Here is a 13,968-nt window from a genome sequence, read left to right on the forward strand (position 1 = left end):
CTCAGAACTCGATCGCTGCGTAGAAGATGGCGAAAAGTCCATCGAGGATGATGACGACGAAGATCGACTTCACCACCGAAGCGGTCACGTGCTGGCCAAGCGATTCCGCGCTGCCGCCGACTTTCATGCCCTCGACCGAGGCAATCGTGCCGATGATCATCGCCATGAACGGCGCCTTGATCAGGCCGGCAAAGATGGTGCTCAGATCGATAGCGACGCGCAACCGGTCGAGGAAGGCGGCGGGCGGGATATCGGAATAAAGCCAAGCGGCGACGATGCCGCCACCAAGTGCCGCGAAATTGGCGATGATGGTCAGGCACGGCAAGGCGATCACCAGCGCCACCAGCCGTGGAAACACCAGCACGCCGATCGGGTTGAGCCCGATGACCTTCAGCGCATCCACCTCTTCGCGCATTTTCATCGAGCCGATCTCGGCGGTGATCGCGCTGCCCGAGCGGCCGGCGATCATGATCGCCGTCATCAGCACGCCGAGTTCGCGCAGGATCAGCACGCCGACGAGATCGACGACGAAAATATCGGCACCGAAATAGCTGAGCTGATAGGCGCCTTGCTGGGCAACGATGGCGCCGACGATCGCCGACATCAGCACCACCACCGGAATGGCGCCGACACCCATGCGGTCGATCTGGTTGAAGATCGCCGCCGGGTTGACGGCATGACCACGGCCGAGCTTCATCTGCGCGCCGCGGATGGTGGCGCCGAGGATGTTCATCGAAGAAAGGAAATCGTCGCGCATCTCGTAGACGCGCCGGCCGACCGCCTCCAGCGCGCGAATGACGATGTTGGGCGGTCGCGCCGGGCCGGATTCGCGGTCGCGCCGCACAGCCTCGCCCACCGCGTCGAGCAGGATCGACGCGATCTCGCTCTGGCCTTGCAACTGGATCTTGACGCCCTTCTTCTCGAAGGCGCTGACCAGCCGGTCGATCAGCCAGGCGCCGGCAGTGTCCATCTTCTCGATCTTGGAAAGATCGAGCGCCAAAATCTTGAAACCGCTGCGTTTCTCTATTCTGCGCAGGTCGGCGTCGATCAGCGCCACGGTCCGTGTCGTCCAGGTTCCGGAGAAGGCGCAGCCGAGAACGCCATCCTCCTCGCCGATCGCCACGCGCGGTTCGTGGTCAGCCTTCCCTGCGGTCGTGCCGCTTGCGTCGCGCTTGCCGATGTTGAACATGGCATCCTGTTTAGCTTGACGGGTCTGACCTGTCGATTTGCCGACAACCCTTGTCGCACAGCAGGAGCAGAAAAATATGGCGCGTGTCATTTCGGTCGAGGCCGAGCGTTTTCCAATCGCCGGAACCTTCACGATTTCGCGCGGTTCCAAGACTGAAGCCGAAGTGATCTCCTGCACGATCAGCGAGGGCAGCCACGCCGGCCGCGGCGAATGCGTTCCCTACAAGCGCTATGGCGAGACCATGGACGGCGTGCGCGAGGCGATCGAGGCCATGCGCGACCGGATCGCCGGCGGCATCAGCCGAACCGCCTTGCTCACGGCCATGCCGGCCGGAGCTGCCCGCAACGCCATCGACTGCGCCCTCTGGGATCTGGAGGCAAAGGTCAGCGGAACATCCGTAGCCGATGCCATAGGTGCTGCTCCCTTACGGACGCTCGAAACCGCCTACACGCTGTCGCTCGGCGAACCGGAGGCGATGGCGGCACAGGCCCGCGCCAATGCGGCGCGGCCCCTGCTCAAGGTCAAGATCGGTGGCGACAACGATATCGCGCGCATCCGTGCCGTGAGGCAAGCAGCGCCCGACAGCCGCATCATTCTCGATGCCAATGAGGGCTGGACCGACGACAATATCGTTGCGAACCTCGCTTTTGCCGCCGAGCAAGGCATTGCGCTGATCGAACAGCCGCTGCCGGCCGGCCATGACGAGATCCTGCGCCATATTGCGCACCCGGTGCCGATCTGCGCCGATGAAAGCGTGCACGAGGTGAAGAACCTCGGAGATCTTATCGGCCTCTACGACGCCGTCAACATCAAGCTCGACAAGTCCGGCGGCCTGACAGCCGCCCTTGTGTTGCGCGATCGCGCCCGCGAACTCGGTTTCGGCGTGATGGTCGGCTGCATGGTCGGTACGTCGCTGGCGATGGCGCCGGCGGTGCTGCTCGCTCAGGATGCCGATTTCGTCGACCTCGACGGTCCGCTGCTGCTCGCTCGCGACCGTGTGCCCGGCCTTGTCTATCGGGGATCGCTGGTGTCACCGCCTGAGAAGGCGCTGTGGGGCTGAGCGCGCCGCAAGCCCGATCAGCACCAGGCCGATCAAGGCGATCGGGACCATGGCAAAAAAGCCGTCGACACCGAACCGCTCGTAAAGCGGGCCGGATGCCAGCGTCATTATCGCCATGAAGAAGCCGTTGGAGAAATAGGCGATGCCCTGCGCGGCACCGGTTCGTTCCTCGGAGACCGTTTCGCCGATCATCTTCTGCAGGCCGATCAGCACCAGCGCCACCGAGACCGAGTGCAGCGTCTGGACGCCGAAAAATCCGGCAACGCCGAGGCCGAGCGGCCAAACCAGCGGAAAGGCGATCCAGCGCACGATCGCGCCGATCCCCGCCATCGCGATAATCGACACGACGGAAAACCGGTCGAAAAAGCGGGTGAACATCATGAACATGCAGACTTCCGAAACCACGCCCCACGCCCACAAAAGGCCAACAACCGAATCGCTGATACCGATCGATTTCCAGTAGATGGAGACGAAGCCGTAGAGGAATGCGTGGCTGGCGGTGATGACGCCGACACCGATCGAAAAATACAGGAAATATGGGTTGAGAAGCTTCGGCGCGGCGTGCTGGATATCGGTGGCCGACAGCGGCGAGGCGCGCCGCGGACGGCCAAGACGCGGCGCCAGCAGGCCGGCGGCAAGAGCGCCGACAAACGCCACGAGAATGATCACCGGAACGGCCCGAGAGCCTGTCGCCGACAGAATGAAGCCCCCCGCGACATTGGCGAACAGATAGGAGATCGAGCCCCATTTGCGCATGCTCGTATAGTTCGAGGCGAAGCGGCGCACGCCTGAAAGCGCCAGCGAATCGGCGATCGGCGAATGCGGCGTCCACACGATTGTCAGCGCCAGCGACACCGCCAGCACCGTGGCATAGGTCGGCACCAGGAAATAACCCGCCGACAAGAGCAGCGACGCAGCCACCAGCGCTACATAGACATCGGCGCGGTCCCTGGCACGGTCGGCGAGCGCAGTCAGCAATGGCGTCGTCACCACGCGCAGGAACATGGGCGCCGCCAGAATGACGGCGATCTGCTCGGCATGAAAACCCTTGGCCTGCAGCCACAGCGGAAAATATGGCAGATGTGTTCCGAGCGGCACGAACAGCGTCGCGAAGATCATGCTCATGCGCAGTTCGAAATGGCGCGGCTTGACGAGTTGTTCGGGCGAAAGCGGCGGCAGGGACATGAATCGATCCAATCACGCTGCACTCGACCTGACGGCAACGTGTATCGATCCCTTAACATGGGCAAAAACCCGGCGGAACCGATTGGACCAATCGATTGATCCCGGACCCGGGACGACCGCCGGCGCTATGCCGCCTGCCCTACCCGTTCTTCGATGAGCAGCGGGATAAAGGGCTCGTCCGGCGCCTCGGGCAGCACCTGTGCCCAGGTCAGGATTTGCATCCGGCCGTCAAAATGTTCGACCACTGCCGTGCAGCTTTCCACCCAGTCGCCGGTGTTGATGTATTGGACATCGCCAAAATTCTCGATGACGGCATGATGGATGTGGCCACAAATGACGCCGTCGACATGCGAGCGGCGCGCCTCGTCCGCAAGCATGGTCTGGAACGAGCCGATGAAGTTCACCGCCTTCTTGACGTTGACCTTGGCCCAGGAGGAGAACGACCAGTATGGCAGTCCGAGCAGCTGGCGCAGCCGCGTCACCACGCGGTTGACCAGCATGGCCGCGTCATAGGCGTGATCGCCGAGATAGGCCAGCCAGCGCGCATTGTGGACGACGGTGTCGAACTGGTCGCCGTGGATGACGAGCAGGCGCTTGCCGTCGGCGGTCTCGTGGATGGCGCGGTCGGCGACGACGATGCCGCCGAAATGCACACCCTGGAACTGGCGGGCGAATTCGTCATGGTTGCCGGCGATGTAGGTGATGTTGGCGCCCTTGCGCGCCTTGCGCAGCAATTTCTGCACGACATCATTGTGGCTTTGCGGCCAGTGCCAGTTCCGCCGCAACCGCCAGCCGTCGACGATGTCCCCGACCAGATAGATGATATCGGCATCGTGATGGCGCAGGAAATCGATCAGGAATTCGGCCTTCGCCGCCTTCGAGCCCAAATGGACATCGGAAATGAACATGCTGCGGAAAGTGCGGGGCTCTTGGCCGGACATCGCGATTTTCACCGTTGCTTTCGCGACAGCCTATGCCCCGATTCATGCAACAACCGTATGACGGTTGCGATTGGTCCAGCCGAGGGACTAGCTTGCCGCCGGCTCACAAGGAGAAATCATCATGGATCTCGGCATCAGCGGGAAAAAGGCCATCGTCTGCGCTTCGAGCAAGGGACTTGGACGCGGTTGCGCGATGGCGCTGGCGGAAGCCGGCTGCGACATCGTCGTCAACGGGCGCAATGCAGATCTGGTGGCGAAAACCGCCGCGGAGTTGCGCCAGCGTTACGGCGTCACGGTGACGGAAGTCGTTGGTGACGTCTCCAAGCCCGAGGTGCAGAAGGCGCTGCTCGCGGCCTGTCCGGAACCGGATATCCTCGTCAACAACAATGGTGGACCGCCACTTCGCGATTTTCGCACGCTCGACCGCGAAAAGATCCTCGAAGGCGTCACCCAGAATATGGTGACGCCGATCGAGCTGGTCCAGGCTGTCCTCGACGGCATGGCGGCGCGCGGCTTCGGCCGTATCGTCAACATCACTTCACTATCGGTCTACGTGCCCATTCCTGGCCTCGACCTGTCGTCCGGCGCGCGCGCCGGCCTGACATCGTTCCTGGCCGGCGTGGCGCGGACGGTGGTGGATCGCAACGTGACCATCAACAGTCTTTTGCCGGGCAAGCTCGACACCGACCGGCTGCGCGGACCGCACGAGGCCGGCACATCAGAAGATCCTGCCGCAGCTGCCGCACGCAAGACCCGCATCAGCGCCGATGTTCCGGCCAAGCGGCTCGGCACGCCGGAGGAATTCGGCCAGATCTGCGCCTTCCTGTGCTCGGTCCATGCCGGCTATCTGACGGGGCAGAACATACCGGTCGATGGCGGTCTCTACGTCAGCGCCTTCTGATCGAAGCGCCTGCCAACCAGCAGGACTCATTTGCTATCGAATCGGCATAACTCATTGATAGTTAACCGTTTTATACGCACCGCCGGGTAAAGCTGCCGGCGCGTCATTTAGCGTCGCGAAAAACCTCGGCTGCATGCTAAAAGGGGTCTTCACGCAGATTCCGAGGGAGCAGCCGCATGGAAGGCGAGAGCAAAAAGACGGCACGTTCGGACCTCGACGAAGCCGCCCTCTACTTCCACAAGCACCCAAGGCCGGGAAAGCTCGAGATCCAGGCGACCAAGCCGCTCGGTAACCAGCGTGACCTCGCGCTCGCCTATTCGCCAGGCGTCGCCGCCCCTTGCCTGGAAATCCGCGACGATCCGGCGAGCGCCGCCGACTACACCGCGCGTGCCAATCTGGTCGGCGTCGTCTCCAACGGCTCGGCCGTGCTCGGCCTCGGCAATATCGGCCCGCTGGCCTCCAAGCCGGTCATGGAAGGCAAGGCCGTCCTGTTCAAGAAGTTCGCCGGCATCGACGTCTTCGACATCGAGATCGACGCGCCGGGGATAGAGCGAATGGTCGAGACGATCTCGGCGCTGGAGCCGACCTTCGGCGGCATCAACCTCGAAGATATCAAGGCGCCGGAGTGCTTCGAGGTCGAGGAGCAGTTGAAGGCCCGCATGGGCATACCGGTGTTCCACGACGACCAGCACGGCACCGCCATCATCGTCGCCGCCGCCGTGCTCAACGGACTGGAATTCGCCGGCAAGACCATAACGGACATCAAGATCGTCAGCTCTGGCGCCGGTGCTGCCGCCCTTGCCTGTCTGAACTTGCTGGTTTCGCTTGGTGCGCGGGTGGAAAACATCTGGGTCACCGACCGATTCGGCGTCGCCTATAAGGGGCGCACCGACGAGATGGACCGCTGGAAAGATCCTTATGTGAAGGACACAGACGCACGCACGCTGGCCGATGTCATATCAGGCGCCGACGTCTTTCTCGGCCTGTCGGCTGCAGGCGTGCTGAAGCCGGAACTGCTCCAGCATATGGCGCCGAAGCCGCTGATCCTGGCGTTGGCCAACCCGAATCCCGAGATCATGCCGGAGGTGGCGCGCGCGGCGCGCCCTGATGCGATGATCTGCACCGGCCGGTCCGATTTTCCCAATCAGGTCAATAATGTATTGTGTTTTCCTTACATTTTTCGTGGTGCGCTCGACTGTGGCGCCAGCGCCATCAACGAGGAGATGAAGATGGCGGCAGTGCGGGCGATCGCAGCGCTCGCCCGTGAAGAACCTTCCGACGTCGCCGCCCGTGCCTATTCCGGCGAGACGCCGATCTTCGGCCCCGAGTTCCTGATCCCCTCGCCCTTCGATCCGCGCCTGATCCTGCGCATCGCCCCGGCGGTCGCCAAGGCTGCCTGCGATACCGGTGTCGCGACCAGGCCGATCACCGACTTCGCCGCCTATATCGACAAGCTCAACCGCTTCGTCTTCCGCTCCGGCCTGGTGATGAAGCCGGTGTTCTCGTCGGCCAAGGCATCGACCGCCAAGCGCGTCATCTACGCCGACGGCGAGGACGAACGCGTGCTGCGCGCCGCCCAGGTGGTGCTCGAGGAAGGCATCGCCGAACCGATTCTGATCGGCCGCCCGCATGTCATCGAAGTGCGCCTGAAGCGCTATGGGCTGCGCATCAAGCCCGGCGTCGATTTCGGTCTAATCAATCCAGAGGACGATCCGCGCTATCGCAACTATGTCGAGCTGCTGATCGAACTCGCCGGCCGCCGCGGCGTGACAACGGAGGCCGCGCGCACCATGGTGCGGACCGACAACACGGTGATCGCAGCACTTGCGCTGAAGCGCGGCGATGCCGACGCCATGGTTTGCGGCCTCGAAGGACGCTTCGAGCGGCATCTGCGCAACGTCACCCTGATCATAGGCCCGCGCACCGGCGTCAGGGATCGCGACCTCTCCACGCTCTCGATGCTGATCTCGCAGCGCGGCATCATCTTCCTCACCGACACGCATGTCTCCGTCGACCCGACGGCCGAGGAGATCGCCGAGATGACGGTGCTGGCAGCAGAAGAAATCCAGCGTTTCGGCATCGAGCCGAAGGCAGCACTCCTGTCGCATTCCGATTTCGGCTCGCGCGATTCGCCGAGCGCGATCAAGATGCGGCAAGCAGCGGCGATCCTGGCGCGCATCGCGCCCGAGTTGGAGTGCGACGGCGAGATGCACGCCGATACGGCGTTGTCGGAGCATCTGCGTCAACGCGTCTATCCCCACTCCAGGCTGAAGGGCGAAGCCAATCTGCTGGTGTTCCCCAACCTCGATTCAGCCAACATCACGCTGACCGCGCTCAGGACCATGATGGATGCACTGCATGTCGGGCCGATCCTGCTCGGCACCGACATGCCGGCGCACATATTGACGCCTTCGGTCACGTCACGCGGCGTGGTCAACATGACGGCACTGGCCGTGGTCGAAGCCGCCAACAAGGCGCAGGCCGTCGTCAATCTGGGCTGAACGCGGATTTCGCGGTAAACTGCAGTTAACCGCGAACACGGTAGCCTTGCGGGCCAGCGGGCGGGATTTGGGCAGGCGGAGTTTGGGTGGATGCCAAGCGGAGGGTGGAAGCAGGCGCATGCTGCCGTGCTGCTTGGCCTCCTATTGTCCGCAACATGGTGGGTAGCCGAGCCACAGGCCGCCTCGCGGGTCTGCCGCCAGTTGGAAAACGACCTTGCCGCAGCCCCTCGCGGTGGCGGTGGCGGTCCGGCGCTGATCCGGAAATACGAGTCCGCAATTGCCCGGCAACGCGAGCAGATTTCGAAGGCTCGCAGCCAAGCGAGCCGGGCTGGGTGCGGCTTTTCGCTGTTTGGCCGCAACCTCGATCAATGTGCCGGGCTCAACGCCACGATCGACCGTATGAATGCCAATCTCGATGCGCTGCAGAGCAAGCGCGAGCGGCTGGCCGACGGCGGCTCGCGCCGTGACCGTGGACGCATCCTGGCGGCGCTTGATGCCAATGGCTGCCGCGACGACACAGTTGCGCCAAGGCGCGCGCCGCTGCAGGAAGCCAACCGCGAAGGCGGCAGCACAAATCTGTTCGATCAGCTTTTCGGCGGCAACAGCCAGCAGCTCGATACATCGGATACGCTTGATCAGCTTGACGATCCCGGCGAGGAGCGCAGCGTCCGCCGGGTGCTCAACCGGCCCGGCGTACCGGACTTTCCAAGCGTCGGCGGCGAATTCCACACCTCCTGTGTGCGCACCTGCGACGGCTACTTCTTCCCGATGTCGAACTCGGCCTCGGCAGGCGATTTCGAACGTGACCAGAAGAATTGCGAATCGAGCTGCCCCGGCACCGAGATGCAGGTCTTCTATTCGCGCGGCATGGACGACGATTCGGCCTCGATGACATCGTCAGTCACTGGCCGGCCCTACAGCGAATTGCCGACCGCCTATCTCTACAAGCAGCCAGACATGTCGCGGCCGCCGGCCTGCGGCTGCAATGCCGCGCAGAATTTCCGGATCATCGCCGGCAACCCGCCGAATCCGGAACGATCCCAGCCCGAAACGAATTCTGCACCGATCATCCCGGTCCCGGTTTCCAAGCCGGACCCCGGTTCCGATCCGGAAACCTTGGCCAATCTGCAAGGCGGGCTCGACCGCGAGGCGATCAAGAGGCTTTCCGCCAAACCGGTGACGTCGCCGGTATCAGCCTTGCCGCCGGACCAGCGCAAAATCAGGGTCGTCGGGCCAACGTTCCTTCCCGACCCATCAGCGGCAATAGATCTGCAAGCTCAGGCCCCGAAGGCAGCCCGGTAAGGGCAAGCCTGAGCGGCATGAACAAGGCCTTGCCCTTGCGCTCGGTCGCTTCCCTTATCTTGCCCGTCCAATCCTTCCAGATCGTCGCGGTCCAGGGTTCCTCCGGCAGCAGATCGAACGCCTGTTGAAGGAAATTGCGGTCGTCATCGGAAAATTCCGGCTTCTCCTGCGGTCCTTCGCGCAGGATACGCCACCAGTTGGCCGCATCGGCCAGCCTGTCGAGATTGCCACGCACTGCCAGCCAGAACGGTTCGGCCTCTTCGCCCGAGACGCCGAGCACGATCAGCCGGTCTTGCGCCTCGGCGAATGGCATGTGGTGCAGCAGCGTCCGGTTGAGCACGAACAGCTCGTCCGGATCGAATTTGGCCGCGGATTTCGATGTCGCCGAGGGATCGAAATGTTCGGCGAGTTCACTCATCGTCGGCATCGCCGCGACATTCTCCGAGGTGCCGACCAGCACGGCCAGCGAAGCGACCGCCATCGGCTCGATGCCGTCCTCGCGCAGGCTTTCGATGGAGAGCGCGCCGGTGCGCTTCGACAGCCCCTCGCCCGATGCGGTGGTCAGCAGATTGTGGTGGCCGAATACTGGCGGCTCGGCCGCCAGCGCCTTGAACAGCGCAATCTGCACGCCGGTGTTGGTGACGTGGTCGTCGCCACGGATGATATGACTGATGCCCATCTCGATGTCGTCGACCACGGAGGGAAGCGTATAGAGGTAAGTACGGTCCTCGCGAACCAGCACTGGATCGGAAAGCGAGGCGAGATCGACGGTTTCCTCGCCGCGCACCAGATCGTTCCACTGGATTTCGGTGCGTTCCGGCTGTTGCGGATCGCCCGAGAAATTGGGGAGGAGAAAACGCCAGTGCGGCCGGCGTCCATCGGCCCGGTATTCGGCGATCTGCTCGTGCGTCAGGGCCAGCGCCTCGCGGCCATAGACCGGTGGCAGCCCGCGCGTTCGGCGCACCTTGCGGCGGAGATCGAGCTCCTCCGGCGTTTCGTAGCAAGCATAAAGAACACCTGATGCCTTCAGCCTCTCAACCGCCGCGTCATAGATTTCGAAACGCCGCGACTGGTACTCGGTGGCGTCCGGGAAAATGCCCAGCCAATGCAGATCATAGAGGATGGCGTCGGAAAATTCCTGCTTCGAGCGGGCCATGTCAGTGTCGTCGAAGCGCTGGATGAAGCGGCCCTTGTTGTTCATGGCAAACAGCCAGTTGAACAAGGCCGTGCGCGCATTGCCGATATGGATGCGGCCGGTTGGCGACGGGGCGAAACGAACGGTAACTGTCATAAACGGGGCGTACCGGATGCTTTTGCGATTGACAAGACGCGCCCCCACGCTGCCCGGCAGACATAGAACATGGCGACTGGAATGAAAAGACCGGGCGCCGTGCGCCTCGGTCGCCGCTGGTGGCGGCCAATCCGGCGGCGCCCGCCACGTCCGACCGCAGCCGGCCGGAACGGGTCGTTGAAGGCGATCAGCGGCCGAAGTCATCGGAACTGAGGCGGGTCCAGCGGTCGCCCATCACCCCACCGATAAAGACATCGCCGGAGCGGACCGCTTCCGCAACCTCGGCGATTCGCGAGCGGACCATCGTCCCCCCGGCATAGCGGAAGAAGAGATTCTTATAGCCGAAGAGTTGAGGCATGAATCTGCTCTGTGTCTGCCCGGTGATACCCACGCAGTCCATTGCCCACGCAGCCGCGATGAGACCGTCCAGCGTCGCGCGCCAGTGCGATCCGGACGCCTGGATTTGCAACAGACTCGCGATGTCGCCGGCTTGACCGTAGAAGGCATAACAACCGAGCATTTTGCCCGTCTCGTCGTAGCTTCCACCAAAATGAAGTGGGCCGTCGGCCCGCTTCTCGGCCGCCAGTGCGAGCAGCCGTGGCAACTCGCCATTCTTCCAACTTGGACGAAGGGAGTAATCGGACAGGAGGGTCGGCAGCCGCTCGGCAAATTGTGCGGCATCGATCGGCTTGCAGTAGACGCGTTGCGACGGCGAAGCCTGGACGGGGGGCTCGAACCGTCTTTTCGCAAGACTATCCAGTGCTCGTGCGCAGGGATCGAGCGCCAAGCGAAGCAGGCCGGGCCATTTACGGTGCAGCGTGGCGGCGGCCATCGCGGCCGGCCGGAAAACATAGGTCCATCCGAGACAATGCACCGGCAGAAGCTGATATTTCATCGGGCGCGCGAAGGCCAAAGATGTCCGGTTGGCCGAATCGGTCAGCTGCAGATCGAATTCGCCTTGGTGCAATGCGCGCAGCAATTGCGGTCCGGCCGTACCGTCATCGGTGCCGGGGTCGGCCATGAGTGGACCGATGATCGCCGCGTTCAATGCCGCTCCCTTGAGCTCGTAGCGGGCTTTCAGGACGCCGAGGAAACCACCCAGACGACCCTGCCGGTTGATCTGGACGAGAGCGCTGCTCACGCCGGTCTGGCTGGCAGGGTCAAGATAAATCTCTCTCATATAATCGGCCGTCTCCGCGATCGCGCGTTCAAAGAGACGACGCCGCCGCCGTCGGCGAAACTTGGTCAGGAAGAGTGCGGCGACGCCCTCGAGATCTGAGGCAGCGAGCGGCCGAACCGAGCCGTGCCGAGATTCCAGCACCGACGGCGCAGCAAGCTTTTCGGGACCGCCATTTGCGGAAACAAGATGCATCGTAAGGACCGCTCCGGGCTGCTTGTGTATGTTTATATTAGGCAATGACAGAAACAACGCATCTTCGGTGGGTAACGTAAACAGACGTCTCAAACCCAGGAGCTGGAAAGGCACTCCACAGTCGGATTTGCTTGGCCGGTATACGCTGGGTGACAGATTTGCGCTGCGCCGCTTTCGCTGGCTGATAGTGCCTAATCGAGCTGGCCGTCGGCCGAAGCCGGCGGCCATCTCAGGGTCAGATCACTAGACCCTTGGTCAGTTCCAGCGCCTGGCGCTCGAACAGACGGCGGTAAATGCCGCCCTTCAGCCGGATCAGCTCGTCATGCGAGCCTTCCTCGACGATCTTGCCGCGATCGAAGACCAGCAGCCTGTCGAGCGCCCGCACCGTCGAAAGCCGGTGCGCGATGACCAACGTGGTGCGACCGACCATCAGCCGCTCCATCGCCTGCTGGATCAGCACTTCCGATTCGGAATCGAGGCTCGATGTCGCCTCGTCCAGGATCAGGATGCGCGCATCGGCAAGAAAGGCTCGCGCGATCGCCACGCGCTGACGCTCGCCGCCCGACAGTTTCACACCGCGCTCGCCGACCAGAGTGCCGTAGCCCTTCGGCAGGTTGGTGATGAAATCATGCGCGCTCGCCAGCCGCGCCGCATGCTCGATCTCATCCTGCGTCGCGCTCGGCCTGCTATAGGCGATGTTTTCGGCCAGCGACCGATGGAACAGGATCGGCTCTTGCTGGACGATGGCGATCTGCCCCCGCAGCGACGCTTGCGCCACCTGCGAGATGTCCTTGCCGTCGACCAGGATTTTTCCCGCATTCACGTCATAGAGCCGCTGGATGAGCTTGACGAAGGTCGTCTTGCCCGAACCCGAATGGCCGACGAGCCCGACACGTTCCCCCGGCGCGATGTCGACCGAAAAATCACGATAGAGCGCCGATCGGTGACTGCCGTAGTGAAAGGTGACGTTATCGAAGCCGATCCGTCCTTCAGTGATCCGGATCGGCTTGGCGCCGCGCCGGTCCTCGATACCGAGCGGTTCGGACTGGAAATCGACCAGCTCCTCCATATCGTTGATCGAGCGCTGCAGATTGCGGATATGCGTGCCGATATCTCTGAGATAGCCCTGCAGCACGAAAAACGAGGTCAGAACGAAGGCGACGTCACCGGCGCTCGCCTGACCCCACGACCACAGCATCAGCGCCAGGCCGATCACCGCGGCGCGCATGGCCACCAGCAGCGCCCCTTGCGTGGTGCCGTTGATGGTGCCGCGCACCCAGGTGCGCCGTGTGCGCGCACGCCATTTGGCGACGACCCTGGCGAGGCGTCGCTCCTCGCGCTCCTCGGCGCCAAAGCCCTTGACCACGGCGTTGCAGCTCACCGCATCGGCCAGCGAGCCGCCGAGGCGCGTGTCCCAGGTGTTCGCGAGCCTTGCCGCCGGCGCGACATAGCCAAGCGACAGCATCGTCGTGACCATGATGAACAGCACCGAACCGGCGGCAACGACCGCGCCCATCAGCGGCCAGAACCAGCCGAGCAGCAGCGTCGAGCCGACCAGCATGACGACGGACGGCAGCAGCGCGATGAGGATCGTGTCGTTGAGCAGGTCGAGCGCCCACATGCCGCGTGTCACCTTGCGCACGGTCGAGCCGGCAAAGCTGTTGGCATGCCAGTCGGTGGAAAAGCGCTGGACGCGATGGAACGCGTCGGCAGCGATATCCGCCATCATTTTCAGCGTCAATTCGACGATGCCCATGAAGGCAAGGTTGCGCAAAACAACGCCGGTCAATGCAAGGGTCATCAGCATCGAAAACGCAGTCATCGCGGCATTCCAGGCAATCGCGTCGGCACCGGCGCTGCTGGCGACGGCGTCGACCAGCCGGCCGGAATAGAGCGGCGTCAGGACGTCGGCCAGCGTCGACAGCAGGAAGCCGCCCATGATGAGCGAAAGCCGCCACGGCTGGCGCCGCCAATGGGTGAGCGTGAAGCCAAGAACGCTGCGAAACGCGCCCGCGCGCAAATCGATTCGAAAACGAGCCATGATGTCATTCGGGCGCAAACGAGCCCGATCCCAGTAAGGTCGAAAATTGAAGTAGCCGCGCAAGGGGCCAACGAGTGCCCGGAAAGCGGAGCGGCATATTTGGCGTCTCGCCCGTAATCGGGCGGCGACCGGCATCGGCATAAGCCTGTGCTCAATCCGGCATCGGCTCGAAGGGCAAACCTTCG

At 63.1% G+C, this 13,968-nt stretch carries 10 protein-coding genes; 4 read left to right on the forward strand and 6 right to left on the reverse strand.

Going from position 1 to position 13,968, the window contains the following annotated elements; all coding sequences use genetic code 11:
* Window position 1: 1 nt before the first annotated feature.
* Window positions 2–1,189: an ABC transporter permease gene (locus tag NKI20_RS20290; protein WP_352833497.1), complete on the reverse strand. Its 1,188-nt coding sequence runs from the start codon at window positions 1,187–1,189 to the stop codon at window positions 2–4.
* A gap of 76 nt (window positions 1,190–1,265) precedes the next feature.
* Between NKI20_RS20290 and dgcA the strand changes: the two genes are divergently transcribed.
* Window positions 1,266–2,249, forward strand: coding sequence for an N-acetyl-D-Glu racemase DgcA (dgcA, locus tag NKI20_RS20295; RefSeq protein ID WP_352833500.1), 984 nt, complete (start codon window positions 1,266–1,268; stop codon window positions 2,247–2,249).
* On the opposite strand, the gene NKI20_RS20300 is transcribed toward dgcA, so the two are convergent.
* Window positions 2,220–3,434: an MFS transporter gene (locus NKI20_RS20300; RefSeq protein ID WP_352833502.1), complete on the reverse strand. Its 1,215-nt coding sequence runs from the start codon at window positions 3,432–3,434 to the stop codon at window positions 2,220–2,222. The two genes, dgcA and NKI20_RS20300, sit on opposite strands and share 30 nt — an antisense overlap.
* Before the next feature lie 125 nt (window positions 3,435–3,559).
* Window positions 3,560–4,375, reverse strand: coding sequence for a UDP-2,3-diacylglucosamine diphosphatase (locus NKI20_RS20305; RefSeq protein WP_023757476.1), 816 nt, complete (start codon window positions 4,373–4,375; stop codon window positions 3,560–3,562).
* Between the two features lie 121 nt (window positions 4,376–4,496).
* Between NKI20_RS20305 and NKI20_RS20310 the strand changes: the two genes are divergently transcribed.
* From NKI20_RS20310 to NKI20_RS20320, 3 genes are all read left to right on the forward strand, one after another.
* Window positions 4,497–5,276 (forward strand): SDR family oxidoreductase, encoded by a 780-nt coding sequence (locus NKI20_RS20310; RefSeq protein ID WP_352726939.1) that lies wholly within the window; start codon window positions 4,497–4,499, stop codon window positions 5,274–5,276.
* 176 nt (window positions 5,277–5,452) lie between these two features.
* The gene (locus NKI20_RS20315; protein WP_352833505.1) at window positions 5,453–7,777 is read left to right on the forward strand and encodes an NADP-dependent malic enzyme; all 2,325 of its coding nucleotides are present in this window, start codon (window positions 5,453–5,455) and stop codon (window positions 7,775–7,777) included.
* Between the two features lie 90 nt (window positions 7,778–7,867).
* A complete protein-coding gene (locus NKI20_RS20320) occupies window positions 7,868–9,079 on the forward strand; it encodes a DUF2865 domain-containing protein (protein ID WP_352833508.1) in 1,212 nt (403 codons plus the stop codon).
* Here NKI20_RS20320 and gltX read toward each other — a convergent pair.
* The 3 genes from gltX to NKI20_RS20335 all read right to left on the reverse strand — a co-directional run bounded on the left by gltX (window position 8,997) and on the right by NKI20_RS20335 (window position 13,783).
* The gene (gene gltX / locus NKI20_RS20325) at window positions 8,997–10,370 is read right to left on the reverse strand and encodes a glutamate--tRNA ligase (RefSeq protein WP_352833510.1); all 1,374 of its coding nucleotides are present in this window, start codon (window positions 10,368–10,370) and stop codon (window positions 8,997–8,999) included. The genes NKI20_RS20320 and gltX overlap by 83 nt on opposite strands.
* A 187-nt stretch (window positions 10,371–10,557) precedes the next feature.
* The gene (locus NKI20_RS20330; protein ID WP_352833513.1) at window positions 10,558–11,742 is read right to left on the reverse strand and encodes a hypothetical protein; all 1,185 of its coding nucleotides are present in this window, start codon (window positions 11,740–11,742) and stop codon (window positions 10,558–10,560) included.
* A gap of 235 nt (window positions 11,743–11,977) precedes the next feature.
* Window positions 11,978–13,783: an ABC transporter ATP-binding protein gene (locus tag NKI20_RS20335; protein ID WP_352833516.1), complete on the reverse strand. Its 1,806-nt coding sequence runs from the start codon at window positions 13,781–13,783 to the stop codon at window positions 11,978–11,980.
* Window positions 13,784–13,968: the final 185 nt, after the last annotated feature.

Origin of the sequence: Mesorhizobium sp. M0830, from assembly GCF_040319965.1 — a bacterium.
In the GTDB taxonomy this organism is placed as follows: domain Bacteria; phylum Pseudomonadota; class Alphaproteobacteria; order Rhizobiales; family Rhizobiaceae; genus Mesorhizobium.